We start from the raw sequence: 26499 nt of genomic DNA on the forward strand, positions 1-26499 counted from the left end.
ATCAGAACACCCCGATCCTGGACGCGATTTCCTCGGCGTCGTCGTCAGGTGAGAGCTTCACCGTCGCCTTCTTGTTGCCCTTCATCGTGACCATCGTGTTCACGTTCACGACGCCGACCTCGAACTGGGACTCGATCGCGTCGGCGATCGCGTCCTTCGAGGCGTCCGCGTCGACGATGAACTCGAGCTTGTTCTCGAAGTCCATCTTGTTCATCGCTTTCTCGGTCACGTGGGGGTGGCGAAGGACGCTCATCGGTCCGCCACCTCCTCGAGGGCACTCTCGGTCCAGACCGTGAGTCGACCGGGCTCTCCGCCGGGTGCGAGGTCTTCCGCGTTGACCTCGCGGGCGGTCGTCACGGTGGCACCCGCGAGGTTGCGGGCGGCGCGCGAGGGTTCCTCGCTCGTGACGAACAGAATGGAGGACGGACGGCGGTACTTGCGTCCGCGCGTCTTCCCCTGGCCGGCCTTGATCTTCTTGTCGTCCGCGCGCTCGATGTCGGCAGCGATGCCGAGCGCTTCGAGCACGTCGACGACCTCCTGGGTCTTGACCAGATCCTCGAACTCGTCGGAGACGACCAGCGGCAGTTCGGCGTCGTCGTCGAACTGGTGACCGCGCTCTGCGACGAGTTCGGCGTCCGTCGTGGCCGCGATGGCCGAGCGGACGGCGAGCTTGCGCTCTTTGTCGTTGATGTTTCGCGTGCGATCCTTCTCGGACTTCGGCGGGTGCGCCGGTCGTCCGCCGACCGTCTGGGGGACGCGGCGACCCTTCCCACCGTTACGGGGGACGTGAGCCATACCGCGGCCGGACCCGAACGACTCGGCCGGCGTGCGGAGACCGGCGTACTCGTCGGCGCCGTAGTCCTGTTTCCGGTTCGCCTGTGCGGCGACGACCGCCGACCGGATGAGATCCGTTCGGAGCGGGGTCTCGAAGACCTCGGGGAGGTCGACGTCGCCCTCGCCGTCGCCGTCCAGGCTGTGTACTGTCGCGTTCATCCTTGGTTAGACTCCGTGGACACGTAGCGCACCTCGGGATCGAGGCGCGGCTGGTCGTTCGGCCGTACCGCCGGCCGGAAGCGCAGGAGGCGCTTGTCCGGCCCGGGCAGCGAGCCCTTCACCAGCGCGTACGGACCGTCGACTTCACCGTAGTTGATGAAGCCGCCGTCGACCGTCGGGTCGTCGCCGTCGCCGAGATCGACGAGGCGCTTGTTCAGTTCGGTCCGCTGGTGATAGCCCATCTGCCCCTGCTGGGGCACGGTCGAGCGCACGCGGGAGGGGTTCCACGGGCCGAGGTTACCGATCCGGCGCCGCCACCCCTGGCGGGCGTGCTTGCCTTTGCGTTTCTGGACGCCCCATCGCTTGACGGGGCCCTGTGTCCCTTTCCCTTTCGTGACACCGGAGACGTCCATGTACTCGCCGGCGCGGAACACGTCCGTCATGGCGTGTTCGCCGCCGTCCTCGACGAGTTCCTGGGCGAAGTCGACGCGCTCCTGGAGGGAGCCACCGCCGACACGCGTCTCCATCACGTCGGGCTTTTTCTTGGGGACGCTCTCGACGTCGCTCGGGACCGTGTGCGTGATGACGCGCACGTCCGCGAGACGACCGTCGTCAAGAGCGTCTTGCAGTTCATCTGCACCTGCGGCAGCGCCGTCCTCGGGAAGGTCGAGAGTCCGGTCGAGTTCCGGGTGGAACTCGTCGGTCCAGACCTCCGTGAGCGGGCGCATGCCGTAGGGCGTATCCTCGTATGCTCGCACGGCGACCGCGCGCATCGGCGGCGTCTCGACGACTGTGACGGGTACGGTCTCCTCCATCCCCTCGCGCGGGGAGTTGGGTTCGTCGTTGATCATCACGACGTGGGTCATGCCGGCCTTGTACCCGGCGAAACCCTGGAGACCCGGCTGTCCGTCGTCGTCCGGCCAGGTGTTGAATCGCGGCACCTCGCCAGCCGCACGACTACGCGGGCCAAAGCCCAGCGAGCCTTTGCGTGGTCTGCTTGGTTGTGGCATCGTTGGTTCACTCCGTGAGTGACAGGCAGGCGAGCACGGCGAACATCGCTTCTTCAGTTCGCACGACCTCGCTGCCCTGATTCGGAACCGCGTCAAGCCAGAGGTCGAACCGGGATCCATCCGGTTCATCTAGTTCGTCTCCGTCGGTCGCTTCGGCGGCTGCGACTCTCTCGGTTCCCTCCGAGGGTACCTCGGAAGGATCGAACCCGAGAATCTCCGGCAGTCCGCGTTCGGGCGACCCGAACGCGACCGTCATACCGCGTGCACCAGTGTCGGCGACGATGTCGCCGAGTCGGCTGACACTCAGCTGTTCGCCGTGCCGTGAAGTGGCGATGCGAACGCCGGCGTCGTCACGCGAGAGTTCCGTCGAGAGGTCCGACGCGATCACGTCGTAGCCCCGTGGGGACTGATCGACGAGTTTCGCGCGGACCGGCCGTCGCGAAGAGACCCTGATGGTTACGCGTTCCCCCTCGCCCAGTTCCATACCGTCCGGAACGGGCAGGGAGACCGGGTGTTGCAGTCCGCAATTGACCCGAACGCGTCCCTCAGATCCGACCTCGGTCACGATTCCCTGTCTTAACGACCCCGATTCGTCCGAACCGGAGCCGGTCTGTGGTGCGGTGCGGAGCGGCGGCATGACACCGACGTACTCCAGTTCGTCCCGCTTGCCCCACGCCTCCTTTCGGAGGTACGGCGGCGTCGCGGCGTACCGCAGCACGGTTTCGACGAACCCGTCACCCCACCGGCCCTCCGCCCCGGAATCGGGGAAGACGACCAGGCGATCGACCCGGAACACCGTCGCCGCGCGGGCGACGTAGCCGAGTTTGCGAGTTGCCTCGCGTTTGTCCTCGGCTTCCCGGGTCAGCGATGACGGCACGAGTACGCTGACTGTCATGCCGTGACGCTTCCACGCCACGCCACTAGACTGTGCCGAAACTACTCTACTCCCATCTTAAAAAGAAACCGTTTCTCGACCGCGGTGAGACGCGTTCACACGGGCCAGAGAGCGGCAATAAAGCGGTTTTTGCGTGAGCAGTAATCGGAGACGCTTCTGGTCGAACGGACACCTACCGAATCCGTAGTTCGTAGCCGAAAGTCCCCCTGGTGTATACAACCCTGGTCAACCGGCGTAAATGTGGTTTGTTTTCATTCCACGCACCCAAGATAATTACACAGAGTATGTGTTGAAATTTGGCCATTTTAACTTAAAGGACACCCCATATCCGGCAGCATAAATGAGTTAGTAACTGGGGAGATACTGGGTGTAGATGACAAACGACATTGGGGGCAGTGACAGCAGCACGGGGGAACGACCAAGCGAGAACGAAGACGCCGGGGGACGAGTGTCCCGACGCGACGTACTCAAAACGTCGTCGACGGCTGCAATCGGAGCAGCAGGGATCGGGGCCGTATCAGGGACTGCCGCAGCAGAGGATACCTCGAACGAAGAGGACGAACTCGACCTCGGCGTCTTCGAGTGTGTCGAGGACGGGCTTCGCATCGACTGCAACAAAACGGTCCAGCTCGACCCGTGGTGGTGGAACGGCGACTACGAACCGGACTTCGATGTCAGTAGCCTCGGCGACGAAGTCCTCGTGTACATTCACGGTCTCTTTGCCGAACCCTTCGCCGAGGAGCAAGCGACGCTGCTCCAGCGGTCGACCGGGTTCGACGCCGATAACGTCGTCGCGATGAAGTGGCCGTCGACGGACGTGACCTACACCGACCCCTGGGATCGGGCCGCAGAGTACGGTCGGAAGACCGCCGAATGGATCATCGACGAGCTGTGGGCACAGAATCCGGATACGACAGTCAACGTCGTCGGCCACTCACTCGGCGGTCGTGCGGCCCTCAACATGCTGAACCGACTCGAAGAACGCGGACGGCAAGTCGAGAACGTCGTCACGGTGGGGGCGGCCGACATGGCACGGTTCGTCTGTGACCACGACGAGACCGGCGACCGGATCTACAACTACTACGACGGCATCGACCAGGGCGCCGAACGGGTCTACGTGTTCTACTCCAGCGACGACTTCGCGGTCGGCACCATGCACGAACTCTGGGGCGATCTGTTCTGGTACACGCCGGACGGCGAAGGACTCGGTGCCGAGGGCCCGACCTGTTCCAACTACCCGGACAAACTCCGTCCCGTCGACGTGAGCGCCGAGGTCCAGAACCACTGTGAGTACTACAAACCCGACGGTGCACCGGAGACGCTCACCAAGGCAGTCGACGGTCAGCTCTAGGTAGCCTTATCAACGGCACCTATTGTCCGGTAGTTTTCAAGTACAGTTTCCTGTGCTAGCCAGGAAAGACGCTCTCGAAAGGAGTCACGGCCCAGAACCGGAGTCCCGCTGGTGACTCAGCGTCCTGGTTCTGGTCACTCGAACTCGACGTTCGAGCCGAGCCACGCACCCAGAGTCAGTCCGTAGATCGCGTGGCTCACGTGGAAGATCCAGCGTTCGTCCGGATCCAGGTTCATCCCGAGCAGCCGCTGAAAGATCACTTGCGTCCCGAACACCGACAGCACCAGTGCGTAGAGCGTCGCCCAGAGCGTTCCCTGTCGCTCCTGGTGAACCTCCGAACCGCGGAGCCGCGACCCGACGGCCGCAGTGAACGCAGTGGCCGCGCCGATGCCGTAGAGGAAGTGGAGCAGGAGCGCCTGCACGGGGTAGTCGTCCGGGTCGCCGGTTCCGACGTACGTGGCCCAGAACTGTGCCGTCGGCGGCAGCGAGTCGGTGATTGGCATCCGGAACAGCGTCATCACGGCCGTCGCGATCGTCCCACCTTCGACGCCGAGCCTGAGCGTCCGAGACGCGGGTCCCGTTTCGGACGGACGGTGTGTTTCCTGGTGACTGCTCGCCTCGACGCCGTTGCCAGTGGGGTTCGTCTTCGCGGACATACGAGGGCTCTGGCAGACACCTCCACTCCGAGTCGTGTATGCGTACTCCCGGTTCGGTGTCGGGATGGTTTCGTCCAACGGCGGCAGCACCTGGGACGCGCTCGGGACGCTGCCGGCAGGCAACCCGTGGGCATCGGTGGACGGGAACCGGCGTTTATGCCAGTGCGCGTGGTACGACGATGCACCCGTGATCGGACGTACTCAGTGGGCCATCGCAGAGGGGTACATCCCCGAAGGGAGTCACGGCCCCGAACCGGAGATGACCAGCCACGAAACGATCTGTTTTCTCAACGCCGGTGACGAGGACGCACACGTCGAGATCACGATCTTCTTCGAGGATCGCGACCCGGTCGGCCCCTACGAAGTGACCGTTCCCGCCCAGCGGACGGAACACGTCCAGTTCAACGACTTCGAGGACCCCGAACCGATCCCTCAAGGCACGGCGTTCGCCAGCACCATCGAGTCGGACCAGCCGATCGTCTGTCAGCACACCCGACTGGACTCCAGGCAGGCCGAGAACGCGCTGCTGTCCACGGTACCCTACGCGGGAGAGCAGTAAGCCCTCCTCCCGACCCGCCCCTCACCTGGTCGAACGGCCCCACAGAGTGGGACAGCAAACAATATCGGCTCCAGTAACCAGAACTAGTATACAATATCCGAGCCAACGCCACATCAATTCACAGCTGTCAGAAAGATCTTTGAGTGCAGTCGCTGTTGGTTGGACCACGTCACAAGATACCGCGGTTTCGGAAGGCGATACGTCGACGTACTCGCGGACGTTCACGAACGAGGAGGTCCAGCAGTTCGCGGCGTTGTCGAAAGACCAGGGCTACCATCACATGGTCGAAGACGAGGAGGGGACGGTCGTCCTCCACGGGTTGCTCACGGCGACGATGCCGACGAAACTCGGCGGTGATCTCGACTTCCTCGCGCGCACGATGGAGTTCGAATTCCCCAGGCCTGCCTACACCGGCGTCGAGATCACCTGTGAGTCCACTATCGATGAGGGAACGGAGCGGGACGGGCGGACGGAGATGGTCGCCTCGTTCGTCTGCGAGACGGAAACCGGCGACGTGGTCCTCCGTGGGCGGTCTGAGGGAGCCGTGATGGGGTGAGACTGAGTGGGTGACAATAGCACGCCGCACTGCGATTTTGGCTCCGATTCGGAAGCCTTATACTTCCCACCCCGAATAGAGTGAAGTGTAGCAGGCAAGGCGCGCTGGTGGTGTAGTGGTATCACAGGACCCTGCCACGGTCCTAACCCGAGTTCAAATCTCGGCCAGCGCACTTCTACAGAAGCAATCCACGTAGCGACGCGTTTCATCGCGTCGCGTCTTTGCTTCTGGTGTATGCGGAGTAGAGATTTGAATGAGAGAAGACGCAGCGTCCGAGCGGAGCGAGGACGACCGTCTTCGCCTGGTTCAAATCTCGGCCGGCGCACTTCCACCTTTTTCATCGTCAGGTTTCCTCGCTCGCTGGCTCACGGCTACGCCGTTCGCATTGTCGAGGCGCTTCGCGCCTCGCTCTGCTCGCTGCGGGAACCCTCCTCGAAAAACGTGGGCGAAAAAGCCGAACGCTCGCTTCGCTCGCGTTCGGTACAATCCGTAGTCATAACCGGTGAGTGGCTGCCTTCGCCTGGTTCAAATCTCGGCCGGCGCACTTCTCCGAACGCCGACCTACGAGCGACAGCCGTGCGTGTCGCAGACGACGGAGGTAAATTGCCAAGGAACAGAGAACGAAATCAGGATTCCTCGGCCTGTTCCTCGTAGGTCCCTTCTTCTTTGGCTTCGTCGTCGGGCTCCGAGGCTTCTTCTTCGACGTCCTCGGTGTCGATCTGGACGGTCGTGCTCGTGGACGGCGGTTCCTCTGTGTGAGTTCGGAGTCGCTGTTCGCCGCCGAGGGGGATCTCGACGGGGAGCCGGTCCTGGAGATCCTTGGCGATCGATTCGACGCGGTGGCGGACCGTCGCGACCTCCTCTTCGAACTGCTCGACGTTTCGGTCCACGTGGTACACGTGATCGCGCGGGAGGTGGCGCATCAGATCGTTGCCGTCCTCGTCGGTACCGACCGGGAGTACCCAGTGGTCCTGTGCGTACAGCAGTTCCTCGTTGTCGACTGTGATCTCCGTGCGGCCCTCGTCGGGGTCCTCGTAGACGATCGTCGCTTCGCCGAGTTCGAGCTGGTCCATGGTACACTATCGCTAGATCGTGCGGACGGTTAGCCTCTCCGTCCGTCGGTTTCGTGAGATAACAGCGGCCCGTCAGGCGCGCAGTGACGGCAGCAGTATCCCCTGCAGATGCAGGCCTTGCGTTGATTCGATGGCTCGCCATAGCGCGGCTCCCCACGATGCCACGGTCGTATCAGGACATACTCGTCGAGGAGATACAGGCAGGACTACACCAGATACGTCGGCCAGGAGCAGGGCTGTTCCTCTCCGGGCTGTCCGCGGGGCTGGACATCGGGTTCGGACCGCTTCTCATGGCAGTGACGCTCTCCCAGAGCCAGGGGATACTCGCCGAACCAGTGACGAACCTCTTGGTGGCCAACGCCTACGCCATCGGGTTCGTGTTCGTCGTGCTGGGTCGGTCGGAACTGTTCACCGAGCACACGGCGATCGCAGTCGTCCCGGTGCTCTCCGGTGAGGCCACGGTGAGAGACCTCGGCCGACTGTGGGCCATCATCTACGTCGCAAACCTCGTCGGTGCCGTGCTGTTCGCACTGCTCGCAGTCTGGTTGGGTCCGTCACTGGAGACCATCGAGACAGGTGCCTTCACGGAGATCGCACACGGCCTCGTGGCGTACCCCTGGGACGTGACGCTGCTCGGCGGCGTGTTCGCCGGGTGGCTCATGGGACTGATGGCGTGGCTGGTCGCCGCAGGCCGGAGCACCATCAGCGAGGCCTTCTTCGTCTGGATCATCGCGACCGCCATCGGCTACGCCCACCTCCCGCACTCCATCGCCGGGAGCGTCGAGGTGCTGCTCGGCGTGTTCGCCAGCGATGCGATCTCGGTCCGGGCGTACGCCACCTTCCTCCTCTGGGCGACGCTGGGCAACATCGTCGGCGGGTCGGTGTTCGTCGCCCTTCTGAAGTACGGCCACGGGGTCGTCCCCGGCGACGAACCCGACCAGGAAGCCGTCGAGCGGACCGTCGACGAGCAAAGCGAGTAGCACAGTCCCGGTCCCGCACTCCGCTCGGGTGCGAGTTCCGTAGTGGAGATCCAGTGCCGGAACGGCAAAGCACACGTTCCCCGAGCGACGAGTGCGCATATGATCGGCGTCGTCGGCGGTGGCATCGCAGGGTTGGCTGCGGCCTACCGGCTTCAGCAGCGCGGCCGCGAGGTGCAAGTGTTCGAGGCGAGCGAGGACCTCGGGGGACTGGCCGGGGTCTACGAGACGGCCGGCGACCCCATCGAGAAGTTCTATCACCACCTCTCGAAGTCCGAGGAGACGATCGTCGACCTCATCGAGGAGTTGGGGCTGGGCGACCGACTCGAGTGGCTGTACATGAGCAACGCGTTCTACGTCGACGGCGTCGTCCACCCGATGGACAAGCCCTGGGAGATCGCCGCGTATCCCCACCTCTCGCTGTACGACAAGTACCGGCTCACGATGCTCACCCTCGAGATCGACGTGCGCGGCTGGCTCCCTTCGTTCGACACCTACGAGAGCCTCCAGGACTTCGAGGACGTACCCATCAAAGAGTTCCTGCTGGACCACACCACCCGCAGCGTCTACGAGAACTTCTGGGAGCCGCTGCTCGACGCGAAGTTCGGCTCCCGGAAGGAGGACGTCAGCGCCGCGTGGCTGCTCGGCCGCGTGAAGTTCCGCGGCGAGCGCGACCTCCTGCGCGGCGAGATCCTGGGCTATCTCCAGGGCGGGTTCGCGCCGCTCATCGGCGCGCTCGTCGACGCCGTCGGCAGAGAGAACATCACCACGGGCGCACGCGTGAGCGATCTCGACACCAGCGAGGAACGGGTGCGGTCGCTGACCGTGGAGACGGCCGACGGGACGACGACTCGGGACGTGGACGCGGCCGTCGTCGCCGCGATGCCGAACGTCCTGGAAGACCTCACCGGGTACCCCTGCGAGATCGACTTCCAGGGGACGGTGTGTTCGGTGTGGAGCATGGACGAGTCGCTCACCGACACCTACTGGCTCAATCTCGCCGACGAGGCGCCGTTCGGAGTGTTCATCGAACACACGAACTTCGTCCCGCCCAAGCGCTACGGCGACGAACACCTCTACTACACCGCCAGCTACGTTCAGGACCCCAGCGAGGAGCTCTGGCGGATGGACGACAGCGAGGTCGAGGAGCTGTGGATGGACGGCATCGCGGACCTCTTCCCGCAGTTCGAGTCCGAGAGTGTGAACTGGGTCGAGACCGCCCGCAACCCCCGGACGGCGCCCGTCTACGAGCGCGGCTACCTCGACATGGTCGTTCCGTACGACCTCTCGGACGCCGTGGCCGAGGGCGTCTACTACGCCGGCATGGCGAGTCGCGCCCAGTACCCCGAGCGGAGTCTCAACGGGGCTATCGAGGCCGGCTTCGCGGCCGCGGACCGAATCACGGACGACGCAGTGACCGCCTCGACGACGGACGGCCACGAGGCGGTCACTGAGTGAGGCGAACGGCCGAGTCGGACACGTAACAACAGGCCACATATTTATAGTGTATCCGCCTGTTCGACAGATATGAGCGACGACGCGGTTCTACTCGAGGTTTCCGACCAGATAGCGACAGTGACGTTGAACAATCCGGACATGCGCAACGCCCTGACGGCGGCGGTGTCTTCGGGGATCGTCGACGCGCTCGACGAAATCGAGGGGACCGACGCACGCGTCGTCGTGTTCGAGGGGGCGGGCAGCGCCTTCTGTGCCGGCGGGGACATCAACACGATGATGGAAGGGCTATCCAGGGACGTCCCGGCCTGGCGAAAGGCCGAGGAGATCATGTCCGGTCTCCACCGCGCCATCGAGCGAGTCATCCGGTGTCCGCTGCCGACCGTGGCGAAGATCGACGGCCAGGCGTTCGGTGCGGGAGCGAGCCTGGCGATCGCCTGTGACGTCCAGGCCGTCCACGAGGACGTCGACATGAGCTTCGCCTTCCGGAAGGTCGGACTGGCGGTTGACTCGGGAACGTCCTGGATGCTCCCGCGCCTGGTCGGCGCGAACGTGGCGAAACGACTCGTTCTGACTGGGCAGGTCTTCTCCGCAGAGGAGGCTCAAGAGATGGGCGTCGTCACTGACGTGTACGCCGACGAGGAGTACGAGGAGCGGACGGCCGAACTGGTCGCCGAAATCGCCGAGGGACCGACCGTCGGTCTGAAGATCTCCAAGCGTCTCATCCGTCAGAACGCCACCAAGTCGCTCACCGAAGCGCTCGACGACGAGGCGACCGCGCAGGCGCTCGCACTCGGCTCCCAGGACCACGCCGAGGGAGCCAGCGCGTTCATGGAAGGACGGGACACCGAGTTCGAAGGCCAGTAAGCAGTCGTTCGCGAGCCGCGAGCGCTATCTCAAACGGCCGTTTGACTTTACAGAAGGCAGTTTACGCTGTCGCTGGTGCGGTGAGACATGAACCGCCGCACGGTCCTCGCGACGATCGGTACCGCAACAGTCGCGACCGCCGGCTGTCTCAGCGACGCCGGCGATCGCTCGAACGACGCGACAACGAGCGCTGACGGGACCGAGACCGACGATTCGGGGAGCGACCCGTCCGACGAAACGACGACGACCGACGGGACGCCGGGATCGGACCCGGACGATCCGTTCGCGGACGCGGACTGTCCCTCCTTCGCGGACGGCGTCGACCGGACGGTCTGCTGGCCGACGGCCGACCCGGACTCGGAGCCGATCTATCTCGACGCCTCGACGGCCGTCTTCGAGCCGACGACCGGCGACGACAGCGTCGAGACGATGGCGTTCGTCCTCCACAACGAGTCGGGAGCGCCGTTCGGGCTCAACCCCCACGCCTGGGCGATCAAGCGCCAGACCGAGAGCGGGTGGGAACACGTCGCGCCGGAGGAGTGGATCGAGCCCTGGTACACCGTCGAGAGCGGTCAGCGCTACACCTGGCAGCTGAGCGTCGAACAACGTACCCAGGCAATGGCCGAGCGAACGATGACCGTCACGCAGGACCTCCAAGACGGCACGTACGCGTTCCAGATCACAGGCCTGGCCGGGGAACAGGAGACGGACAAGACGCACGTCGAGTGTCTCGCCCTGTTCGAGGTCTCACGACAGAACTGACGGGATCGTCCGGATTACTCGGCGTCGACTTCGTCGTCCACGCCGGGCGCTTGCTCGACGTCCACGTCCTCGGGTTCCTCCTGACCGCCGACGACGAGGTCGCCCTCGCCGGTTTCGACGTACACGTCGTCGGCGAAGCCACCCTCGGCGTGGGGGTGATCGGGATCGTCGAGTCGCTCGGGCGTCGATGGGGCGTCTGGGATCCCACCGGCCGGCTCGAACTCGCCCAGGGGATCAGCGATGGTGATGTCGTGGGACTCGAAGAACGCCTGATACCGCTCGTAGTGGGTTTCGAGTTCGTCGCTCGGGAACTCCATCATCTCGGTCCAGCCGTGGTTGTAGAAGTCGAAGTTCGCCTGGATGTGGGTGATCTCGCGGGCTTCGGCCTCGGGGAGGCCGGCTTCGAGCGCGGCGAGATAGACGTCCATCGTGCCCTCGAAGAACGCGTCGAGGTGCTCGCGACGCTCCTCCTGGCGCGCGTCGTCGGCTCGTTTCAGGAAGACGCTGGTGTGGAGGTCCACCAACCAGTCGTTGGTCTTGTCCCCGACGACGGGCATCGTGAGTGCCTTCTTGGCTGCCCAGTGACGGACGTTCTGGCGGATCTTCATCTCGTCGTCTCGGTAAGGACGCAACCCCCTAAAACGTCCCGGCTGGCGACCCCGTCTATGAGACCGCCACACATGGGAGCCGTTGTGGGGGTGGCGACAATGATGGAGATAGCAATGCACATTAGGCACGGTATGCAACTCCCCGTACATGAGCGCGTCGCACGTAATCATCGGTGACGGCATCGCGGGGAGTTCCGCGGCAGAGACTATCAGGGAAGAGGACCCGGACGCCGACATTACGGTCATCACCGAGGAGGGTGAGGCACTGTACAATCGCATTCTCATCAAGGAGTTCGCGAAGGGCAAACTGCCCGAGGCGCCGATCTCGATCCACGAGGAAGACTGGTACGCCGAGCGCGACATCGACCTCGAACTCAACACGGTGGTCACCGAAGTCGACACGGACGCCAAGGAAGTCCACACGTACGACGGCGACACCTACGAGTACGACAAGCTCCTGGTCGCCACCGGTGGGACGCCGACGCAGCTCCCGGTCGACAACGCAGACGCCGAGGGCATCCACCACTTCTGGACGTTCCAGGACGCCCGCGCCATCCGCGAGAGCGCCGAGGAAGCCGACACCGGTATCGTCGTCGGGGCCGGCCTGCTCGGCATCGACCTGGCGGCGATCTGTGGCGCACAGGACGTCGAGGCGAACTACCTGATGCGGGGCAACTGCTGGTGGCGCTACGCCCTCACCGAGGACGGCGCGGAGATCATCCACGAGGCGCTCGAAGAGAACGGCGTCACGCCCGTCTTCGACTCCGGCGTGGACCACTTCACGACCGACGACGACGGCCACGTCACGGGCGCCGTCGACCCCAACGGCGAGGAGTTCGACGGCGAGTTCGTCGGCGTCGCCATCGGCCTGAACTTCAACACGGAGTTCCTGGAGGGCTCAGGGCTAGAACTCGACGACGGTATCGTCACCGACGAGTACATGCAGACCAACGTCGAGGACGTGTACGCGGCGGGCGACATCACCCGGTTCTACGACACCATCCTCGGCGAGCAGGCACAGAACGGTGCCTGGGGCTCGGCCAAAGAGCAGGGCGCCGTCGCTGGGAAGAACATGGTCGCCGACGCCGAGGAAGAGGAGTTCCGCTGGGTCTCCTCGTACTCGATCACCCACTTCGACTTCCCGTTCCTCTCCTTTGGACACCCGACCATCGGCGACGAGTACGCAGAGCGCAAGTACTCCGACTCGGAGTGGCGCCGCATCGCGTTCAAGGACGGCAAGGTCGTCGGCGGCGTCCTCATCGGCGATCTGGCCCCGCAGTCGAAGTTCAAACAGCTCATCCGCGAAGAGCGCGAAGTCGGTGACCAGAAAGAGGTCCTCCTCGAACAGAGCGTCGACCTCGACAAGCTCGACGCCTCCGCGGAAGTCGAATCCGAGTAATCCCCCGCGCTCCGCCGCTCATCCCGTTCTTTTCGTCACCGCCGTCGTAAAGCGACGCCGCGGCGAGTGATCGACCCGTCCAGAGTTCCCGACAGGGCACCGGACAGGTCGACGCAGTATCCAAAGCGTTTTCTCCGGGCACTGCCGACCGGCAGGTATGGACGGAGGCGGGAGCAGCGACATGACCCTGGCGTTCGAGCTCGATGCACTCAAACAGCTCGCCTACCCGGACGAGGTGTTCAACGACGCGCGCCAATGGAGCGAGTACGTCGGCGTCGTCTCCGAGAAACCGACGTACGTCGTCACCAACTTCACGCGCAAACATCGCATCCGACAGGACTTCTTCTCCGGGCCGCGCGGCCGCGAAGAGAGTCTGACGAACGTCAAAGCGCAGTTCGAGACTGACCGACACGTGTTCGTCGGCACCTCCGAGGACGACGCGGCGCTCGCCGACGAGGTCGAGTGGGAGTACCTGCCCGTCGAGGACGCCGCCGAAGCGGCCGACTGGGAACTGGGCGAACCGGAGTCGCCCGACCAGCAGACGGACGACGAACGCGACGACTGGCCCTGACGGGCGACGTGACGGCGGAGGGAACGGTTTTTTCACGCGGACGGGAGAGTATGCCGTCATGGCCCTGGAAATCGATACCGCCCTCCGCGAGGGGTTCGAGCGGACGTTCGCACGCGCCGGTCTCATCCTGATCGCGGTGTTCGTGCTCTTCGGGTTCGCCAACGCCGTCATCTCACAGTCGCTGTCAGCGCAGGTGTTTACCCTGCTGGAACAGTCGTTCGATCAGTCGTTCCAGCAGGAACCGAACCCGTTCGGCCCGGAGGCACAGACCCCGACGCCGTTCGCGGTCCCGCTTCCGCTGTCGGTCCTGGCGCTGCTGTCGCTCGCGTCGGTGCTGGTCGCGGAGGCGATCCACGTCGTCTCGATTCGCGCGTTCGCCAGCGACCAGACGGACGCGATACGGAGAGACCTGGCGACGCGTCGGATCGGGCTCGCGACGATCAACGGCGTCGTCGGCGGGATCATCGCGGGGACGCTCACGCTGCTCGGGCTGCTCTTTCTGGTTGTGCCGGGGATCTACGTCGCTATCTCGCTGTTTTTCGTGCGCCAGGAAATCGCCGTCGCGGACAAGAACTTCATCGACGCACTGGCCGATAGCTGGAGTCTGACAGACGGGAACCGCTGGGAGTTGCTGGGACTCGCAGTCATCGTGATCGTCATCAACCTCGTCGCGAGCAGCCCGGGCACGCTCATCGGGTACCTGGACCGAACGTTGGCCACGGCTGTGAGCATCCTCGTCAGCGCGGTCACGACCGTCTTCGGCATCGCCGTCGCCACTCGCGCCTACGATCAACTCCGTCGGGAGCGCGACGCGAAACTGGGACTCGACGACGGTGACACCGACACCGGGTCCGACGGGAACTGGAACACCGGCACCTAGTGGACACCCGTCGTTTTTCTTTCCGCACGTGGACGATCGACGTGATGGCAGACCCAGACATCGACATCGAAATCGAGGTGGACGTCGAGGTGGATTCGGACGAACTCGAAGTCGAAGTCGGCGAGAGCCGCGAGTTCGAGGCGGAACTCGAACGGGAGGGACTCGAAATCGAGGTCGAAGCCGACGTGGAGATCGAAGAGGAGGGAGCGGCCACTCCCGACGAGTACGTCGACCTCGACGAGGAAGATACCGAGGACGACGAGAACGGTGGAGACGAAGACGCCGGGGGAGAAGACGACAGCTAACCACCCGACGGCCCGCCGTCGCAGTTCGCGGTGTTTAACCGACCGAAGTGCAAAGGGAGCCACATGGCAGAACCGCGCGTGCCGGGGAGCGGGGGAGACGGTATCGAGTTGCCCTGTGGCGAAACGATCACGCCACACGACCTCGACATGGGGTTGCGCGAGTACGACTGCGCCTGTGGCGACCGCCACGCGGTCGTCATGGACATCCACCCCCTGGGTCGATTCGTTCCGGAGTCGCTGGCCGACGTGTTGCGGGCCACCGTCGAACCCGCCGACGAGTTCGACGAGTTCACCACTGCCCATCTGATGGGCATGGTCTTAGAGGAGTTCCCCGAAGCCGTCGTCGCCGAGGACCTCTCGGAAGACGGCCAGGTCGGCTACTCGTTGCTGTGGCTCAGCGACTTCGACTCGCGCCGACTCCACGAGATCGTCGTGGAGCTCCTGGTCGAACTGATGGAACACGCGATGAGCCACGCCGGCGACGACGACGCCATGGCCGAGTTCGAGGCCCAGATGCTCGAGTTCGACGTCGAGGAGTTCGTCGAACGCTACCGCCAGGAGCGTGACTTCGACTCCGAATACGACACGGCGATCTGAACGACTCTTCTCACCGGATCGGACGAGAGGTGACGCCCGGGGGTTCGTGTCGTGCTCACGACCGACGTGTGTCTGACGGCGTTTAATGTGTCAGTACGACGTGTCTATGCGTATGCGCTTCCGTCAGGGTGATTTCGAGCGGATCCGGGCCGTGCTCGACGACACCGACGCTGACGAACCGCTGACAGCGCGCGAGATCCTCGACGTGATGGAAGAACACGGAGAGGAGTTCGACAGCGCTCACCGCATCGCGACGGTGCTCGGTCGGCGCGCAGAAACCGATGACGTCGAGGTCATTCGTGAACAGCCCTACCGGTACCGGTTCCAGGACGGGACCTGATCGGCCGCCAGGGTGTGAGCGGCAGTTCGGTGTCCCGGAGGCCCCGCCAGCTCGTCCGGTCGCGTCTCCCCGATGCTGTTTTGACGACAAAACGATCGATTTCGCGAGCGACGGGCGTCCCGACCGCTCACTGGCCTCAAACGAATCCGTGAGGACGCGGTGACGACGTTGCTTCCAAAGCGATGATGCTATCAATGAGAAGGAGCCAACCTGGATATAGACGCAGCTACCCCGGTGCCACGGTTGTTCGTCCTCCACTGACAACCACTGCGACGTGAGATTCGTCGCCGACGCCCCTGGCAACCGTGGTCGGGAGCGGAGTCGATCAGAACGTGACACGGAACGAAGACAGAAGGGATATATCGGCGACCGAGAAACAGTCGCCGAGTACGATGTCAACTCGGGGGCAGGTCCCCGACCCGACGAGACGACGTGTGCTTGCCGCGGCCGGCGTCGGAGCCGCAGCAGCCACCAGCGGCTGTCTCGGGCGGTTGCGATCTATCTTCGGGTGGCAAATCGACGGGTCAGTCAGTCTCAAGATCGGAACCCTCCCAGCAGACACCGACCCGTACGCCCTCCGCATCGCCCGGCAGGTCAAGGCGTGGTTCTCGGCTGCAGGGATCAACACGCAAGTCGTGCCGACCGCAGAGAAGGAGTTGCGCCAGCAGGTCCTGTTGCAACACGGGTTCGACGTGTTCGTCGGCCGGATGCCACACGCCGAGCCGCGCCCGGACACGCTCTACTCGCTGTTGCATTCGACGGGCGTTCCCTCGCCAGGGTGGCAGAACCCGTTCGGCTACGCGAACCTCGGCGTCGACGACCTGCTCGAGACCCAGCGACGGACGACAGGGCAGGAGCGGCGGAACGCAGTGGCCGCCATGCAGCGAAGTCTCGCCCGCACCCAGCCGTTCAGCATCGTCGGGTTTCCCGACGACATTCGGGCGGTCCGAACCGACCGGTACGCGAACTGGGAAAACGCCGACCTGCGGTCGCCGCTGGGCTACCTCGCGCTGAGCCGTGCGGAAGGTGAGGTGGAGACGCCCGGCGAACTCCGAGTCGTGACGACGCGGGGGCGAACGGTGGGGAACCTGAACCCGCTGGCCGTCGAGTTCCGCGACCGGGGGCCGATCACGGACCTGCTGTACGATTCGCTGGGCCGGCGGTACGGCGAGAACGGCGGGATCGAGCCGTGGCTCGCCACGTCGTGGCAGTTCGTCGAAAACTCGGAGACGCCTCGTCTGGACGTGCAACTGCGGCCGAACGCCGTCTGGCACGACGGGAAATCGCTGACCGCCGAGGACGTTCGGTTCACTTACGAGTTCCTCGCGGACACGAGCGCGCGTGACAGCGACAACGTCATTCCGGTCCCGCGGTACCGTGGGGAGTCGAGCCTCGTGGACGAAGTACGGGTCCTCGGCGACGACAGGATCGAGATCGCGTTCACGGACTGCTCGCGGGCGGTCGCGATGCGGGCGCTCACCGTGCCGATCCTCCCGGCACACGTCTGGCGACAGCGGCGAAACCCGGCGACCATCGGCGGCGTCACGGTCAGCGACGTGGTGACCGAGGCACTGGTCACCGACAACACCCCACCGGTCGGGAGTGGGCCGCTCCAGTTCGACGGGAACCCGTCGGGACGACTCGCCCTCACGCGGTTCGACGACCACTTCCTCCACACCGGAGCGCAGTTCGACGGCCCGGCGTGGCTGCAAAACGGCGTCGCGTTCGATCGGCTCGTCGTTCGCGTGGCCGTCTCGGAGCTGACCGCGGCCGGGTCGGTCGCGGACGGCACCGTCGACGCGGCCGTCTCGCCCCTCGGTGCGAAGGCGCTGCCCAGGATCGAGGACAGTGACGACGCGCAGAAACTGGTCGAGCAGTCGCCGTCGTTCTACTTCGTCGGCTACAACGCGCGACGCTCGCCGCTGACCAATCCCCGGTTCCGCAACCTCCTCGGGCGGCTCATCGACAAGGAGTATCTCGTCGAGAACGTGTTCGAGGGGCACGCGACGCCGGCAGCGAGTCCGCTGGCAGGAAGCGACTGGCTCCCGACCGATCTCGAATGGGGCGACGGCGACCCCATGACGCCGTTCTATGGCTCGGACGGAACGCTGGACGAGGAACGAGTGGAAAAAGCCCTCGAGACGGCTGGCTACCAGTACGACGCCGGGGACGTCGTGAAACGATAATCCATGGCGCTCCTCAGTTTCACCGCGAAAACACTCGTGGTCGTGCTCAGTCTCGTCGGCGTCGCGTCCGTGGCCATCGTCGGGCCGCGCCAACTCGAGGCGACCGTTCGGTCGCTTCGCGACCGCGTCCGCGCGGCCGGTCCCTCGATCGGGGTCCTGGGGGTCGTCCTCGTGATCAACAGCCTCGTGCGGGAGGCCGGGGGCGACCTCATGTGGATGATCGGCATCAACATCACCGGGTACATCCACTCGGTAGAGGGCGCGTTCGTCGCGGACGTCCAGTCGCTGGCGACGCCCATGTTGACCGAGTACTTCTCGTTCATCTACGTCTACGGCTACGCGTTCCTGCTCATCTTCCCCGTCGTGCTGTACCTGGCGCTGGAGAGCGCCGAGTCCCTCCGGGAGATGACCATGGCGTACACGCTGAACTACGCCATCGGATTGGTGTTTTACGTCCTGTTCATCTCCTTCGGTCCCCGGAACCTCATCGCCGACCAGGTGCAGTCGCTCCTGTACACGGACTGGCCGAAGGCCCAACTCATCACGAGCCAGGTCAACCGCAACACGAACGTCTTTCCGTCGCTGCACAGTTCGCTGTCGGTGACGGTCGCGCTCCTCGCCTACCGGACGCGCGAGCACTATCCGAAGTGGCCAGTCGTGGCGATCCCAATGGCGGTGAGCGTGGTCATCGCGACCATGTACCTCGGCATCCACTGGGGCACCGACGTCGTCACCGGCGTCGCACTCGGCGTCTTCAGCGTCTACGCGGCCGAGCGCATCCGCAAACGGACGTCCTGACGGCGTCTCGGGGCCCCGCCGCACCGACAGCCATCGGATACGAATTTCGAAATTCGATTGCGATGCTCGCAATCTTTCGCCGAGTTTATTACGATGTGCGAACTGCAAATGGGTAATGACAGACGGATCAGGCGATGACCAGACGATTCTGCTCATCGGTAGCGGCCCCATCAAGATCGGGCAGGCTGCGGAGTTCGACTACTCCGGTGCACAGGCCTGTCGCGCACTCCAGGAAGAGGGTGCGCGAGTCGTGCTGGTGAACTCGAATCCGGCGACCATCATGACGGACCCGGAGATGGCAGACAAGGTGTACATCGAGCCGATCAACACCGAAGCCATCGCCGAGATCATCCGGAAGGAGAACCCCGACGGCGTCATCGCTGGCCTGGGTGGACAGACCGGCCTGAACGTGACGGCCGAACTCGCCGAGGAGGGCGTCCTCGAGGAACACGACGTCGACGTGATGGGCACCCCGCTCGACACCATCTACGCGACGGAAGACCGCGACATGTTCCGTCAGCGCATGGAGAAGATCGGCAAGCCCGTCCCGCGTTCGGAAACTATCGAATCGATCGACGAGGTCGAGGACGCGGTCGAGGCCGTCGGCGGCCTCCCGGTCATCATGCGGACCACCTACACGCTGGGTGGCCAGGGGTCGGGCGTCATCGGCGACATGGACGAACTCAAAGACGCCACCCGCAAGGGGCTCAACCTCTCGCGCGACAACCGCGTGATGATCACCGAGTCGATCGACGGCTGGATCGAACTGGAGTACGAGGTGATGCGCGACGCCGACGACTCCTGTATCATCATCTGCAACATGGAGAACATCGACCCCATGGGCATCCACACCGGCGAGTCGATCGTCGTCACGCCCAGCCAGGTCATCCCCGACGAGGGCCACCAGGTCATGCGCGACACCGCCCTCGACGTGATCCGCGAACTCGGCATCCAGGGCGGCTGTAACATCCAGTTCGCCTGGCGCGACGACGGCACGCCCGGCGGCGAGTACCGCGTCGTCGAGGTCAACCCGCGCGTCTCTCGCTCCTCCGCGCTGGCCTCGAAGGCGACCGGCTACCCGATCGCCCGCGTCACCGCCAAGGTCGCGATGGGCAAGCGCCTCCACGAGATCGAAAACGAGATCACCGGCCAGACCACCGCGGCCTTCGAGCCAGCGATCGACTACGTCGTGACCAAGGTGCCGCGCTGGCCCAAGGACAAGTTCCGCGACGTCGAGTTCGCGCTCGGCCCCGCGATGAAGTCGACCGGGGAAGCGATGTCCATCGGTCGGACCTTCGAGGAGTCGATGCTGAAGGCGCTCCGTTCCTCTGAGTACGACCCTGCCGTCGACTGGCAGGACGTCAGCGACGACGAACTCGAGAGCCAGTATCTCGAACGCCCGACGCCGGACCGCACGTACGCGGTCTTCGAGGCGTTCGAGCGCGGCTACACCGTCGAGGAGGTCAACGAACTGACCGAGATGCGCGAGTGGTACCTCGAACGCTACAAGCGCATCGCCGAAGCCGCAGCGTCCGCGGCCGAGGGCGACTTCGAGACCGCCGGTGACGTCGGCTTCACCGACCAGGAGATCACCGCCATCGCCGGCGGCGAGTTCAACGACACGCACGCGTCCTGGCTCCCCGACCGCGACGAGGCGAACCAGGTCGACGCCGACGAGGTCGAGGCTGACGGCTCCGGAATCACGGTCGATCAGGTCGAGGACGAAACTGCCCCGCGGACGTTCAAACAGGTCGACACCTGTGCGGGCGAGTTCGCCGCCTCGACGCCGTACTACTACTCCGCACGCGAGCCGATCTCGGGACTCGGGCGCGACGAGGTGCAGGTCGACCGCGACGTCGAGAGCGTCGTGGTCGTCGGCGGCGGTCCGATCCGCATCGGACAGGGCGTCGAGTTCGACTACTGTTCGGTCCACGCGGTCCGCGCGCTCGAAGAGGCCGGCATCGAGGTCCACGTCGTCAACAACAACCCCGAGACCGTCTCGACGGACTACGACACCTCCGACGGCCTGTTCTTCGAGCCGGTCACCGCCGAAGAGGTCGCCGACGTCATCGAGGCGACCGGCGCCGACGGCGTGATGGTCCAGTTCGGTGGCCAGACCTCCGTCGACATCGGCGAACCCCTCGAAGACGAGATCCAGCGCCGCGACCTCGATTGTGAGATCATGGGCACGTCCGTCGAGGCGATGGACCTCGCCGAGGACCGCGACCGGTTCAACCGCCTGATGGACGACCTGGGCATCGCCCAGGCCGAAGGTGGCACCGCGACCTCCGAGGCAGAGGCCCTGGAGATCGCCCGCGACATCGGCTACCCGGTCCTCGTGCGCCCGAGCTACGTGCTCGGCGGTCGCGCGATGGACGTGGTGTACAACGACGAGGACCTCGAAACCTACATCGAGGAGGCCGTTCGCGTCTCCCCGGACAAGCCGATCCTCATCGACGACTTCCTCGCCGACGCCGTCGAACTGGACGTGGACGCCGTCGCCGACGGCGAGGACGTTCTCATCGGCGGCATCATGGAACACGTCGAGACCGCCGGCGTCCACTCCGGCGACTCCGCGTGTATGATCCCGCCGCGCTCGCTCTCCGAGGACACGCTCGAACGCGTGCGCGAGGTCGCCGAGGACATCGCGACCGCCCTCGACACCGTGGGCCTGCTGAACGTCCAGCTCGCCGTCCGCGACGGCACCGTCTACGTGCTGGAAGCGAACCCGCGCTCCTCGCGTACCGTCCCGTTCGTCTCGAAGGCGACGGGCGTCCCGATCGCGAAACTGGCCGCGAAGGTCATGGCCGGCGCGACCCTCGGGGAACTGGACGTGGACGAGCAGATCCCCGACCAGGTCTCGGTCAAGGAGGTCGTCCTGCCGTTCGACCGCCTGCCGGGCAGCGACCCGCGCCTCGGCCCGGAGATGAAGTCCACGGGTGAGGTCATGGGCACCGCCGGCTCCTTCGGGAAGGCCTACCAGAAGGCCCAGATGTCCGTCGGCAAGCCGATCCCACTCGAAGGGAAGGCCATCGTCGACCTGCCGGTCATCGGCTTCGAGGACCACTTCGACGTCTCGGACCTCGACGACTACGAGGACGTCGACGCCATCAAACAGCAGCTCCGCGACGGCGAGATCGACATGGTCGTCTCGCGCAACCGCGAGATTCTCGAAGTGTGCGTCGAGGAGACCATCACGTACTTCTCGACCATCGAGAGCGCCGAGGCGGCCCTGGAGGCCATCGAGTCGGCCGACCAGCCGCTGAACGTCCAGGACGTCGCCGCACGCCCCAAGGACCGTCGCGACTGGGGCTCGTTCTAAGCGGTCCGACTCGCCCCCTCGTTCGCGTTCGCTGACCGATTTCGTTTTGCGGCCGGTTGTCTGAACGACGGAGTGTCGACAGCCCGTACTGAGGACGAGCATTCGTCGAAAAGACGGGTCGCATCCGTTGGATTCCGCCCCGATAGGCGAGATCCGGTCACTTGGCGCTCGGTTTCGCCTCGTCGGACGACGATTGTCGGCCCGAGGAAGATTCGTACGTGTCGATGCCCAGGAGCGAGTTGAGGACGCAGGTCTGCATCGCGGCTGTGGCTGTGAACACCACTCCGAGGAGGAGTGCAACCGCTGCAAGGGCCACGCCGAGCGTGCCTGTTCCGAGGCTGACGAGGCCAGTGACGGCCGCGATGCCGAGTACGATCAGTAGCGGTCCGACGACGAACCGGGCGAGACGGTCGTATCCACCGACGTTTTTCTCCATGATGAGGTTCACCAGTTCGGACAGTACGCGCTGCGAGGAGATAAGTTAGCGAGTCGCTGCCTGTCCAGTATCCGTGCTGCTGGTGCCCATCCAGCGCGTCGACACCACTCTCCACTCGTCCTGGCGTTTTTCTCACTGGTTCTCCGACGTCAGGTATGACCGACGCTGTCGTCGACGCCGCCTTTCCAGAACTCGCCAGTATCGAGAACGCTGACCTCCGGGACGGAGTCGTCTCCGCCTGGGAGACAGCGATCGAGGACAACGACATCGAGAACCTCGAGAGCGTCCCGTGGCTCCCACCGACGCAGCGTGCCCTCGGTCTCGACGACGAGTCCCTGGTCGACCACGTCCGAGACGTCACAGCAGGGGCCGTCGCCCTGGCGGAGACGCTGCTGGAGCGGCGCGAAGTCGGCCTCTCGCTGGACACCGTCATCGCAGGTGCGCTGGTACACGACGTGAGCAAACTGTACGAGTTCGACGGGATGGAGACGACCGCCGTCGGTGACCTGCTCGGACATCCGTACTACGGCGTGCACGTCGTCGCACGGGCGGGACTGCCGGTCGAACTCGCACACATCGTTCTCTCGCACACGAGTCGAACGACGGTGGAACCGGCGACGCTCGAAGCGGCGGTCGTTCGCCGAGCCGACGAGATCGCGACGACGGCGATCCGGTCCCGAGCGACCGACGATCTCCGGACCGTGTGAGCAGCACTGACCCAGTCGGCACGGCCCAACCAGTCAGTTCGAGCGCAACAAGTTACTTCGCCGTGGCTGTGGAGAACGAACCGTGCCCAGTGACTACGACCGCGTCCTCGTGGCCGGGGCCAGCGGCCGGACGGGCCGGGAGGTTCTCGACGTGCTGGCCGGCCGTGACCTGACGGTCCAGGCGATCACGCGCTCAGCCGAGAACCGCAGCGAACTCCTCGAGCGCGGCGTCGACGAGGTCGTCGTCGGTGATTTGCTCGACCCTGCCGACGCCGAGGACGCCGTCCAGGGGTGTGACGGCGTGCTCTGTGCCGTGGGGTCGTCGCTTCGATCGATGTTCGGCCCCGCGCTGGTCGACGGGCAGGGCATCATCAATCTGGCCGAGGCCGCCGCCAGGGAGGGCGTCGAGCGGTTCGTCATGGAGAGCTCCATCGGCGTCGGCAACTCAAAGTCCGAGGTCCCGCTCCCGTTCCGGCTGCTGCTCTATCGCGTCCTGAAAGCGAAGGGGCGTGCCGAGCAGTACCTCGCGATCACAGGGCCGCCACACACGATCATCCGCCCCGGCGGGCTCACTGACGGGCCACCGAGGAACGACGTGCTCGTGGCCGAGGGCGGCGACACGATCACTGGCATGATTCCCCGCGCCGACGTGGCACGTCTGATGGTCAGTGCGCTCTGGACGCCAGAAGCCGAGAACCGAACCTTCGAGGTGGTTACACGGAAGGGACTGCGGGGCGAGGCGACGGGACTGGTCGACGTCGACTGGGCGCCGCCGGTCGACGGGGCGAGGGCCGTCGCTCCCGACGGGAGTCACAGGAAAACGAGAGAGAACGGCAGGTAGTCCTCAGTTTTCAGTCATCGCCAGCACGTCGTCGAAAAAGCCCAGCGAGTCGTGGGGACCGGGATGGGCCTCGGGGTGGTACTGGCGGGTGATGATGTCGAGGTCGTCGTTCTCCAGGCCCTCGGGCGTGTCGTCGTTGACGTTGATCTGCGTGACTTCCAGATCACCGGGTTCGGCGACGGTGTAGCCGTGGTTCTGGGTGGTCATGACGACCTGGTCGGTGCGGAGGTCACGGACTGGCTGGTTGACGCCGCGGTGGCCGAACTCCATCTTCTCGGTGGAACCGCCGAGCGCGTTGGCGATGACCTGCTGGCCCAGGCAGATGCCTGCCAGCGGCGTCTCACCGGCGTACTCGTCGACGACCTCGGCGGCCTGCTCGAAGTTCTGCGGGTCGCCGGGGCCGTTCGAGATGAAGAGGAGGTCCGGGTCGACGGCGGCGACGTCGTCGGCCGTCGCGTTGTAGGGCAGGACGTGGACCGTCGCGTCGCGCTCGACGAGCGAGTCGACGATCGATCCCTTGGCACCGCAGTCCACCAGCGCGACGTCCGCACCGTCGCCGTCTTCGTTGTAGACGGTCGTCTCACCGACGCTGACCTGCGAACCGATGTCCGTGTGATCGGACATGTGCTTGCACTGGTCGAGCTGGTCGAGCGCGTCCTGTTCGGTGACGTCCGGGCCGGCGGCGATTCCGCACTTCATGGCTCCCTCGTCGCGAATGCCCGTGACGAGTTCGCGCGTGTCGAGGTGGTCGACGGCAGGTACGTCCTCGGATTCGAGCCACTCGGCGACGTCGTCGGTGAGTTCGCGAGCGACGACGCCGCGCGGGTGGACGCGGTCGGACTCGAATCGCTCCTCTCGGACGCCGTAGTTTCCGATCAGCGGATACGAGAAGGTGAGGATCTGTTCTTCGTAGGAGGGATCAGTGAGGCTCTCCTCGTACCCAGTGTAGGCGGTCGTAAACACCAGTTCCCCGCGAGTCGTGCCCGGAGCGCGAGCGCGTGCTTCGATGACGCGCCCGCCCTCGATGGCCACATAGGCGTCCGACATTACGAGATACGTATCCGCCACCCGTTCATAAGTGTTGCTTTCGAAGCTGAGTTACGAATTTCGCAATCCTCAAGTACAGTCACAGACAACTCTCGCATCTCAATGGACGATCTGGACCGTCAGATTCTGAGCATCCTCCGGCGGGATGCCAGAACGCCGTACACGGAGATCGCCGACCGGGTGGGAACGTCCGAGGGAACGGTCCGCAATCGGGTCGAGCGACTGGTCGAGGACGGGATCATCGAGCGCTTTACCGTCGCGACGTCGACGGGGAACGTCAAGTCGATGATCGAACTCAGCGTCGACGTCAACGTCGACACGTCCGCGGTGTCGGACCGCATCATCGAGTGGGAAGAAGTCGACTCGGTCTGGCAGGTGTCGGGCGACCAGGACATCGTGCTCGTCGTCGACGCCGCCGACACGGAGCGCGTCAACCAACTCATCACCAGAGCCCGAGAGTTGGACGAGGTCGTGAATACGAAGACTCGTCTCATTTTGGACGAGCGGCTCGGCTGAGTAACGCGAAGCGATCTTTTCACAGGGGTTCTCGGAGTTTCTCTTTGGACGACGCTGGAGAGTTACTGTTCTCCCGGCGGTGGGCCGACGCCCGGCGTGAGCCAGTCGGGGCGGTCGAGGTCGCCTTTCTCGGTGTGGACGGAGCGGTAGACTCGTCGCAGGAGTCGGTGTGGCAGCCAGTCGGTGACGCGCGGTTCGACCCGGCCGTCGCGGATGGCGGCGACGACGCTTTCGGGCGTGAGCCGATCGGCGTCCACGGCAGTGTAGGCGCGACCCACCTCGAACGGATAGTGGGCGTCGCTGCCGCCGACGGTCGGCAGGTCGTGCTCGTCGGCCAGGATCTCCACCCACTCGCTGGTCCGCGGGTGCTTGCCGTTGATCTCGATAGCGTCGAACGGCGCGTCGACCTCCCGCACGCTGCTGTTCCGGTAGGGGTGAGCGATGATGGCGGCACAGTCGCGCTCGTGAGCGAGTTCGACGACCGCCAGCGGGTCGAGCGCGTCGACGCGCGTGACGGTGGGCGGGTCCGGGCCGACGACGAGGACGTGCCCGCGGGTACTCGACACCTCGATGCCGGGGATCGTCGTGACGCCGTCGACGGGCGACACCGGCTCGTAGTAGTCGTGGTTCGTGAACGCGACGCCGTCGAGACCGCGAGCGCGGGCGACGGCTGTCACCAGCCGCGCGCCGACGGGATCGAACGGCGTCGGTCGCGAGGGAAACCCGTGGAAAAAGCGGGTATGCGTGTGAAGGTCAACGGCGAACACACCGGAAGGAAGCGGTAAGAGTCCT

29 protein-coding genes and 1 tRNA gene are annotated in these 26499 nt (G+C 64.9%); 20 read left to right on the forward strand and 10 right to left on the reverse strand.

Going from position 1 to position 26499, the window contains the following annotated elements; genetic code table 11:
* Nucleotide 1: 1 nt before the first annotated feature.
* From ACFR9U_RS01435 to ACFR9U_RS01450, 4 genes are read right to left on the reverse strand one after another with little or no spacing between them, the layout of a single operon-like run.
* Nucleotides 2-253: a 50S ribosomal protein L23 gene (locus tag ACFR9U_RS01435; protein WP_247377430.1), complete on the reverse strand. Its 252-nt coding sequence runs from the start codon at nucleotides 251-253 to the stop codon at nucleotides 2-4.
* Nucleotides 250-993, reverse strand: coding sequence for a 50S ribosomal protein L4 (rpl4p, locus tag ACFR9U_RS01440; RefSeq protein WP_247377427.1), 744 nt, complete (start codon nucleotides 991-993; stop codon nucleotides 250-252). The genes ACFR9U_RS01435 and rpl4p overlap by 4 nt, the downstream gene beginning before the upstream one ends.
* A complete protein-coding gene (locus tag ACFR9U_RS01445; protein ID WP_247377425.1) occupies nucleotides 990-2003 on the reverse strand; it encodes a 50S ribosomal protein L3 in 1014 nt (337 codons plus the stop codon). The genes rpl4p and ACFR9U_RS01445 overlap by 4 nt, the downstream gene beginning before the upstream one ends.
* A 7-nt stretch (nucleotides 2004-2010) precedes the next feature.
* Entirely contained in the window at nucleotides 2011-2898 is an 888-nt protein-coding gene (locus ACFR9U_RS01450) for an RNA methyltransferase (RefSeq protein ID WP_247377423.1), read from the reverse strand.
* A gap of 373 nt (nucleotides 2899-3271) precedes the next feature.
* Here ACFR9U_RS01450 and ACFR9U_RS01455 point away from each other — a divergent pair, with 373 nt between their 5' ends.
* Complete coding sequence (locus ACFR9U_RS01455; protein ID WP_247377421.1) at nucleotides 3272-4249, forward strand: alpha/beta fold hydrolase; 978 nt, start codon at nucleotides 3272-3274, stop codon at nucleotides 4247-4249.
* A 134-nt stretch (nucleotides 4250-4383) separates the two neighbouring features.
* On the opposite strand, the gene ACFR9U_RS01460 is transcribed toward ACFR9U_RS01455, so the two are convergent.
* Complete coding sequence (locus tag ACFR9U_RS01460; protein WP_247377418.1) at nucleotides 4384-4905, reverse strand: hypothetical protein; 522 nt, start codon at nucleotides 4903-4905, stop codon at nucleotides 4384-4386.
* A 187-nt stretch (nucleotides 4906-5092) separates the two neighbouring features.
* Between ACFR9U_RS01460 and ACFR9U_RS01465 the strand changes: the two genes are divergently transcribed.
* The 3 genes from ACFR9U_RS01465 (at nucleotide 5093) to ACFR9U_RS01475 (ending at nucleotide 6192) form a co-directional block, all read left to right on the forward strand.
* A complete protein-coding gene (locus tag ACFR9U_RS01465; RefSeq protein ID WP_345893367.1) occupies nucleotides 5093-5464 on the forward strand; it encodes a sensory rhodopsin transducer in 372 nt (123 codons plus the stop codon).
* 139 nt (nucleotides 5465-5603) lie between these two features.
* The gene (locus ACFR9U_RS01470) at nucleotides 5604-6020 is read left to right on the forward strand and encodes a hotdog family protein (protein ID WP_247377414.1); all 417 of its coding nucleotides are present in this window, start codon (nucleotides 5604-5606) and stop codon (nucleotides 6018-6020) included.
* A gap of 101 nt (nucleotides 6021-6121) precedes the next feature.
* Nucleotides 6122-6192, forward strand: a tRNA-Gly gene (locus ACFR9U_RS01475).
* A 454-nt stretch (nucleotides 6193-6646) separates the two neighbouring features.
* On the opposite strand, the gene ACFR9U_RS01480 is transcribed toward ACFR9U_RS01475, so the two are convergent.
* Nucleotides 6647-7093, reverse strand: a complete 447-nt coding sequence (locus tag ACFR9U_RS01480; RefSeq protein WP_247377411.1) for an inovirus Gp2 family protein — start codon at nucleotides 7091-7093, stop codon at nucleotides 6647-6649.
* Between the two features lie 158 nt (nucleotides 7094-7251).
* On the opposite strand from ACFR9U_RS01480, the gene ACFR9U_RS01485 reads away from it, so the two are divergent.
* The 4 genes from ACFR9U_RS01485 (at nucleotide 7252) to ACFR9U_RS01500 (ending at nucleotide 11154) form a co-directional block, all read left to right on the forward strand.
* Nucleotides 7252-8073 carry a formate/nitrite transporter family protein gene (locus ACFR9U_RS01485; protein ID WP_247377409.1) on the forward strand — a complete coding sequence of 274 codons (822 nt, stop codon included), beginning with the start codon at nucleotides 7252-7254 and terminating at the stop codon, nucleotides 8071-8073.
* A 99-nt stretch (nucleotides 8074-8172) separates the two neighbouring features.
* A complete protein-coding gene (locus ACFR9U_RS01490; RefSeq protein ID WP_247377407.1) occupies nucleotides 8173-9528 on the forward strand; it encodes an NAD(P)/FAD-dependent oxidoreductase in 1356 nt (451 codons plus the stop codon).
* A gap of 69 nt (nucleotides 9529-9597) precedes the next feature.
* A complete protein-coding gene (locus ACFR9U_RS01495; protein ID WP_247377405.1) occupies nucleotides 9598-10392 on the forward strand; it encodes an enoyl-CoA hydratase/isomerase family protein in 795 nt (264 codons plus the stop codon).
* A gap of 87 nt (nucleotides 10393-10479) precedes the next feature.
* Nucleotides 10480-11154 (forward strand): hypothetical protein, encoded by a 675-nt coding sequence (locus ACFR9U_RS01500; RefSeq protein WP_247377403.1) that lies wholly within the window; start codon nucleotides 10480-10482, stop codon nucleotides 11152-11154.
* Between the two features lie 14 nt (nucleotides 11155-11168).
* On the opposite strand, the gene ACFR9U_RS01505 is transcribed toward ACFR9U_RS01500, so the two are convergent.
* Nucleotides 11169-11762, reverse strand: a complete 594-nt coding sequence (locus ACFR9U_RS01505) for a DUF6149 family protein (RefSeq protein WP_247377401.1) — start codon at nucleotides 11760-11762, stop codon at nucleotides 11169-11171.
* A 148-nt stretch (nucleotides 11763-11910) separates the two neighbouring features.
* Here ACFR9U_RS01505 and ACFR9U_RS01510 point away from each other — a divergent pair, with 148 nt between their 5' ends.
* The 9 genes from ACFR9U_RS01510 (at nucleotide 11911) to carB (ending at nucleotide 22160) form a co-directional block, all read left to right on the forward strand.
* The gene (locus tag ACFR9U_RS01510; RefSeq protein WP_247377399.1) at nucleotides 11911-13161 is read left to right on the forward strand and encodes an NAD(P)/FAD-dependent oxidoreductase; all 1251 of its coding nucleotides are present in this window, start codon (nucleotides 11911-11913) and stop codon (nucleotides 13159-13161) included.
* Between the two features lie 157 nt (nucleotides 13162-13318).
* Nucleotides 13319-13732, forward strand: a complete 414-nt coding sequence (locus tag ACFR9U_RS01515) for a DUF7124 domain-containing protein (RefSeq protein ID WP_247377397.1) — start codon at nucleotides 13319-13321, stop codon at nucleotides 13730-13732.
* Nucleotides 13733-13790: 58 nt separating this feature from the next.
* Complete coding sequence (locus ACFR9U_RS01520; protein ID WP_247377395.1) at nucleotides 13791-14612, forward strand: DUF7847 domain-containing protein; 822 nt, start codon at nucleotides 13791-13793, stop codon at nucleotides 14610-14612.
* 44 nt (nucleotides 14613-14656) lie between these two features.
* Entirely contained in the window at nucleotides 14657-14917 is a 261-nt protein-coding gene (locus ACFR9U_RS01525) for a hypothetical protein (protein ID WP_247377393.1), read from the forward strand.
* Between the two features lie 63 nt (nucleotides 14918-14980).
* A complete protein-coding gene (locus ACFR9U_RS01530) occupies nucleotides 14981-15514 on the forward strand; it encodes a DUF5815 family protein (protein WP_247377391.1) in 534 nt (177 codons plus the stop codon).
* A 112-nt stretch (nucleotides 15515-15626) separates the two neighbouring features.
* Nucleotides 15627-15854 carry a hypothetical protein gene (locus tag ACFR9U_RS01535; protein WP_247377389.1) on the forward strand — a complete coding sequence of 76 codons (228 nt, stop codon included), beginning with the start codon at nucleotides 15627-15629 and terminating at the stop codon, nucleotides 15852-15854.
* 392 nt (nucleotides 15855-16246) lie between these two features.
* Nucleotides 16247-18040 carry an ABC transporter substrate-binding protein gene (locus ACFR9U_RS01540; RefSeq protein ID WP_247377387.1) on the forward strand — a complete coding sequence of 598 codons (1794 nt, stop codon included), beginning with the start codon at nucleotides 16247-16249 and terminating at the stop codon, nucleotides 18038-18040.
* 3 nt (nucleotides 18041-18043) lie between these two features.
* Complete coding sequence (locus ACFR9U_RS01545; protein WP_247377385.1) at nucleotides 18044-18838, forward strand: phosphatase PAP2 family protein; 795 nt, start codon at nucleotides 18044-18046, stop codon at nucleotides 18836-18838.
* 115 nt (nucleotides 18839-18953) lie between these two features.
* Nucleotides 18954-22160: a carbamoyl-phosphate synthase large subunit gene (gene carB, locus ACFR9U_RS01550; protein WP_247377383.1), complete on the forward strand. Its 3207-nt coding sequence runs from the start codon at nucleotides 18954-18956 to the stop codon at nucleotides 22158-22160.
* A gap of 157 nt (nucleotides 22161-22317) precedes the next feature.
* Here the strand turns inward: carB and ACFR9U_RS01555 are convergent, their stop codons facing one another.
* On the reverse strand, nucleotides 22318-22596 hold the full coding sequence (locus ACFR9U_RS01555; protein WP_282594253.1) for a YgaP family membrane protein: 279 nt from the start codon (nucleotides 22594-22596) through the stop codon (nucleotides 22318-22320).
* Between the two features lie 155 nt (nucleotides 22597-22751).
* On the opposite strand from ACFR9U_RS01555, the gene ACFR9U_RS01560 reads away from it, so the two are divergent.
* Both ACFR9U_RS01560 and ACFR9U_RS01565 read left to right on the forward strand, forming a co-directional pair.
* A complete protein-coding gene (locus ACFR9U_RS01560; RefSeq protein ID WP_247377379.1) occupies nucleotides 22752-23303 on the forward strand; it encodes an HD domain-containing protein in 552 nt (183 codons plus the stop codon).
* 82 nt (nucleotides 23304-23385) lie between these two features.
* Nucleotides 23386-24144 (forward strand): SDR family oxidoreductase, encoded by a 759-nt coding sequence (locus ACFR9U_RS01565; protein WP_247377377.1) that lies wholly within the window; start codon nucleotides 23386-23388, stop codon nucleotides 24142-24144.
* A gap of 3 nt (nucleotides 24145-24147) precedes the next feature.
* Here ACFR9U_RS01565 and carA read toward each other — a convergent pair whose 3' ends face one another.
* Nucleotides 24148-25191 (reverse strand): glutamine-hydrolyzing carbamoyl-phosphate synthase small subunit, encoded by a 1044-nt coding sequence (gene carA / locus ACFR9U_RS01570; protein ID WP_247377375.1) that lies wholly within the window; start codon nucleotides 25189-25191, stop codon nucleotides 24148-24150.
* Between the two features lie 102 nt (nucleotides 25192-25293).
* Between carA and ACFR9U_RS01575 the strand changes: the two genes are divergently transcribed.
* Nucleotides 25294-25707, forward strand: a complete 414-nt coding sequence (locus ACFR9U_RS01575) for an Lrp/AsnC family transcriptional regulator (RefSeq protein ID WP_247377373.1) — start codon at nucleotides 25294-25296, stop codon at nucleotides 25705-25707.
* A gap of 62 nt (nucleotides 25708-25769) precedes the next feature.
* Here ACFR9U_RS01575 and ACFR9U_RS01580 read toward each other — a convergent pair whose 3' ends face one another.
* Nucleotides 25770-26474, reverse strand: coding sequence for a PHP-associated domain-containing protein (locus ACFR9U_RS01580; RefSeq protein ID WP_247377371.1), 705 nt, complete (start codon nucleotides 26472-26474; stop codon nucleotides 25770-25772).
* Nucleotides 26475-26499 lie beyond the last annotated feature (25 nt).

The sequence above is a fragment of the Halorientalis brevis genome, assembly GCF_042678165.1.
GTDB classification, from domain to species: domain Archaea; phylum Halobacteriota; class Halobacteria; order Halobacteriales; family Haloarculaceae; genus Halorientalis; species Halorientalis brevis.

What these genes read in the sequence shown, in the direction of transcription:
- ACFR9U_RS01490 (WP_247377407.1), top strand. Translation starts at nt 8,173, where the DNA reads ATGATCGGCGTCGTCGGCGGTGGCATCGCAGGGTTGGCTGCGGCCTAC.
- ACFR9U_RS01480 (WP_247377411.1), bottom strand. Translation starts at nt 7,093, where the DNA reads ATGGACCAGCTCGAACTCGGCGAAGCGACGATCGTCTACGAGGACCCC.
- ACFR9U_RS01525 (WP_247377393.1), top strand. Translation starts at nt 14,657, where the DNA reads ATGGCAGACCCAGACATCGACATCGAAATCGAGGTGGACGTCGAGGTG.
- ACFR9U_RS01555 (WP_282594253.1), bottom strand. Translation starts at nt 22,596, where the DNA reads ATGGAGAAAAACGTCGGTGGATACGACCGTCTCGCCCGGTTCGTCGTC.
- ACFR9U_RS01495 (WP_247377405.1), top strand. Translation starts at nt 9,598, where the DNA reads ATGAGCGACGACGCGGTTCTACTCGAGGTTTCCGACCAGATAGCGACA.
- ACFR9U_RS01460 (WP_247377418.1), bottom strand. Translation starts at nt 4,905, where the DNA reads ATGTCCGCGAAGACGAACCCCACTGGCAACGGCGTCGAGGCGAGCAGT.
- ACFR9U_RS01560 (WP_247377379.1), top strand. Translation starts at nt 22,752, where the DNA reads ATGACCGACGCTGTCGTCGACGCCGCCTTTCCAGAACTCGCCAGTATC.
- ACFR9U_RS01485 (WP_247377409.1), top strand. Translation starts at nt 7,252, where the DNA reads ATGCCACGGTCGTATCAGGACATACTCGTCGAGGAGATACAGGCAGGA.
- rpl4p (WP_247377427.1), bottom strand. Translation starts at nt 993, where the DNA reads ATGAACGCGACAGTACACAGCCTGGACGGCGACGGCGAGGGCGACGTC.
- ACFR9U_RS01510 (WP_247377399.1), top strand. Translation starts at nt 11,911, where the DNA reads ATGAGCGCGTCGCACGTAATCATCGGTGACGGCATCGCGGGGAGTTCC.
- ACFR9U_RS01520 (WP_247377395.1), top strand. Translation starts at nt 13,791, where the DNA reads ATGGCCCTGGAAATCGATACCGCCCTCCGCGAGGGGTTCGAGCGGACG.
- ACFR9U_RS01545 (WP_247377385.1), top strand. Translation starts at nt 18,044, where the DNA reads ATGGCGCTCCTCAGTTTCACCGCGAAAACACTCGTGGTCGTGCTCAGT.
- ACFR9U_RS01435 (WP_247377430.1), bottom strand. Translation starts at nt 253, where the DNA reads ATGAGCGTCCTTCGCCACCCCCACGTGACCGAGAAAGCGATGAACAAG.
- ACFR9U_RS01500 (WP_247377403.1), top strand. Translation starts at nt 10,480, where the DNA reads ATGAACCGCCGCACGGTCCTCGCGACGATCGGTACCGCAACAGTCGCG.
- carA (WP_247377375.1), bottom strand. Translation starts at nt 25,191, where the DNA reads ATGTCGGACGCCTATGTGGCCATCGAGGGCGGGCGCGTCATCGAAGCA.
- ACFR9U_RS01535 (WP_247377389.1), top strand. Translation starts at nt 15,627, where the DNA reads ATGCGCTTCCGTCAGGGTGATTTCGAGCGGATCCGGGCCGTGCTCGAC.
- ACFR9U_RS01505 (WP_247377401.1), bottom strand. Translation starts at nt 11,762, where the DNA reads ATGAAGATCCGCCAGAACGTCCGTCACTGGGCAGCCAAGAAGGCACTC.
- carB (WP_247377383.1), top strand. Translation starts at nt 18,954, where the DNA reads ATGACAGACGGATCAGGCGATGACCAGACGATTCTGCTCATCGGTAGC.
- ACFR9U_RS01540 (WP_247377387.1), top strand. Translation starts at nt 16,247, where the DNA reads ATGTCAACTCGGGGGCAGGTCCCCGACCCGACGAGACGACGTGTGCTT.
- ACFR9U_RS01450 (WP_247377423.1), bottom strand. Translation starts at nt 2,898, where the DNA reads ATGACAGTCAGCGTACTCGTGCCGTCATCGCTGACCCGGGAAGCCGAG.
- ACFR9U_RS01455 (WP_247377421.1), top strand. Translation starts at nt 3,272, where the DNA reads ATGACAAACGACATTGGGGGCAGTGACAGCAGCACGGGGGAACGACCA.
- ACFR9U_RS01445 (WP_247377425.1), bottom strand. Translation starts at nt 2,003, where the DNA reads ATGCCACAACCAAGCAGACCACGCAAAGGCTCGCTGGGCTTTGGCCCG.
- ACFR9U_RS01575 (WP_247377373.1), top strand. Translation starts at nt 25,294, where the DNA reads ATGGACGATCTGGACCGTCAGATTCTGAGCATCCTCCGGCGGGATGCC.
- ACFR9U_RS01515 (WP_247377397.1), top strand. Translation starts at nt 13,319, where the DNA reads ATGGACGGAGGCGGGAGCAGCGACATGACCCTGGCGTTCGAGCTCGAT.
- ACFR9U_RS01530 (WP_247377391.1), top strand. Translation starts at nt 14,981, where the DNA reads ATGGCAGAACCGCGCGTGCCGGGGAGCGGGGGAGACGGTATCGAGTTG.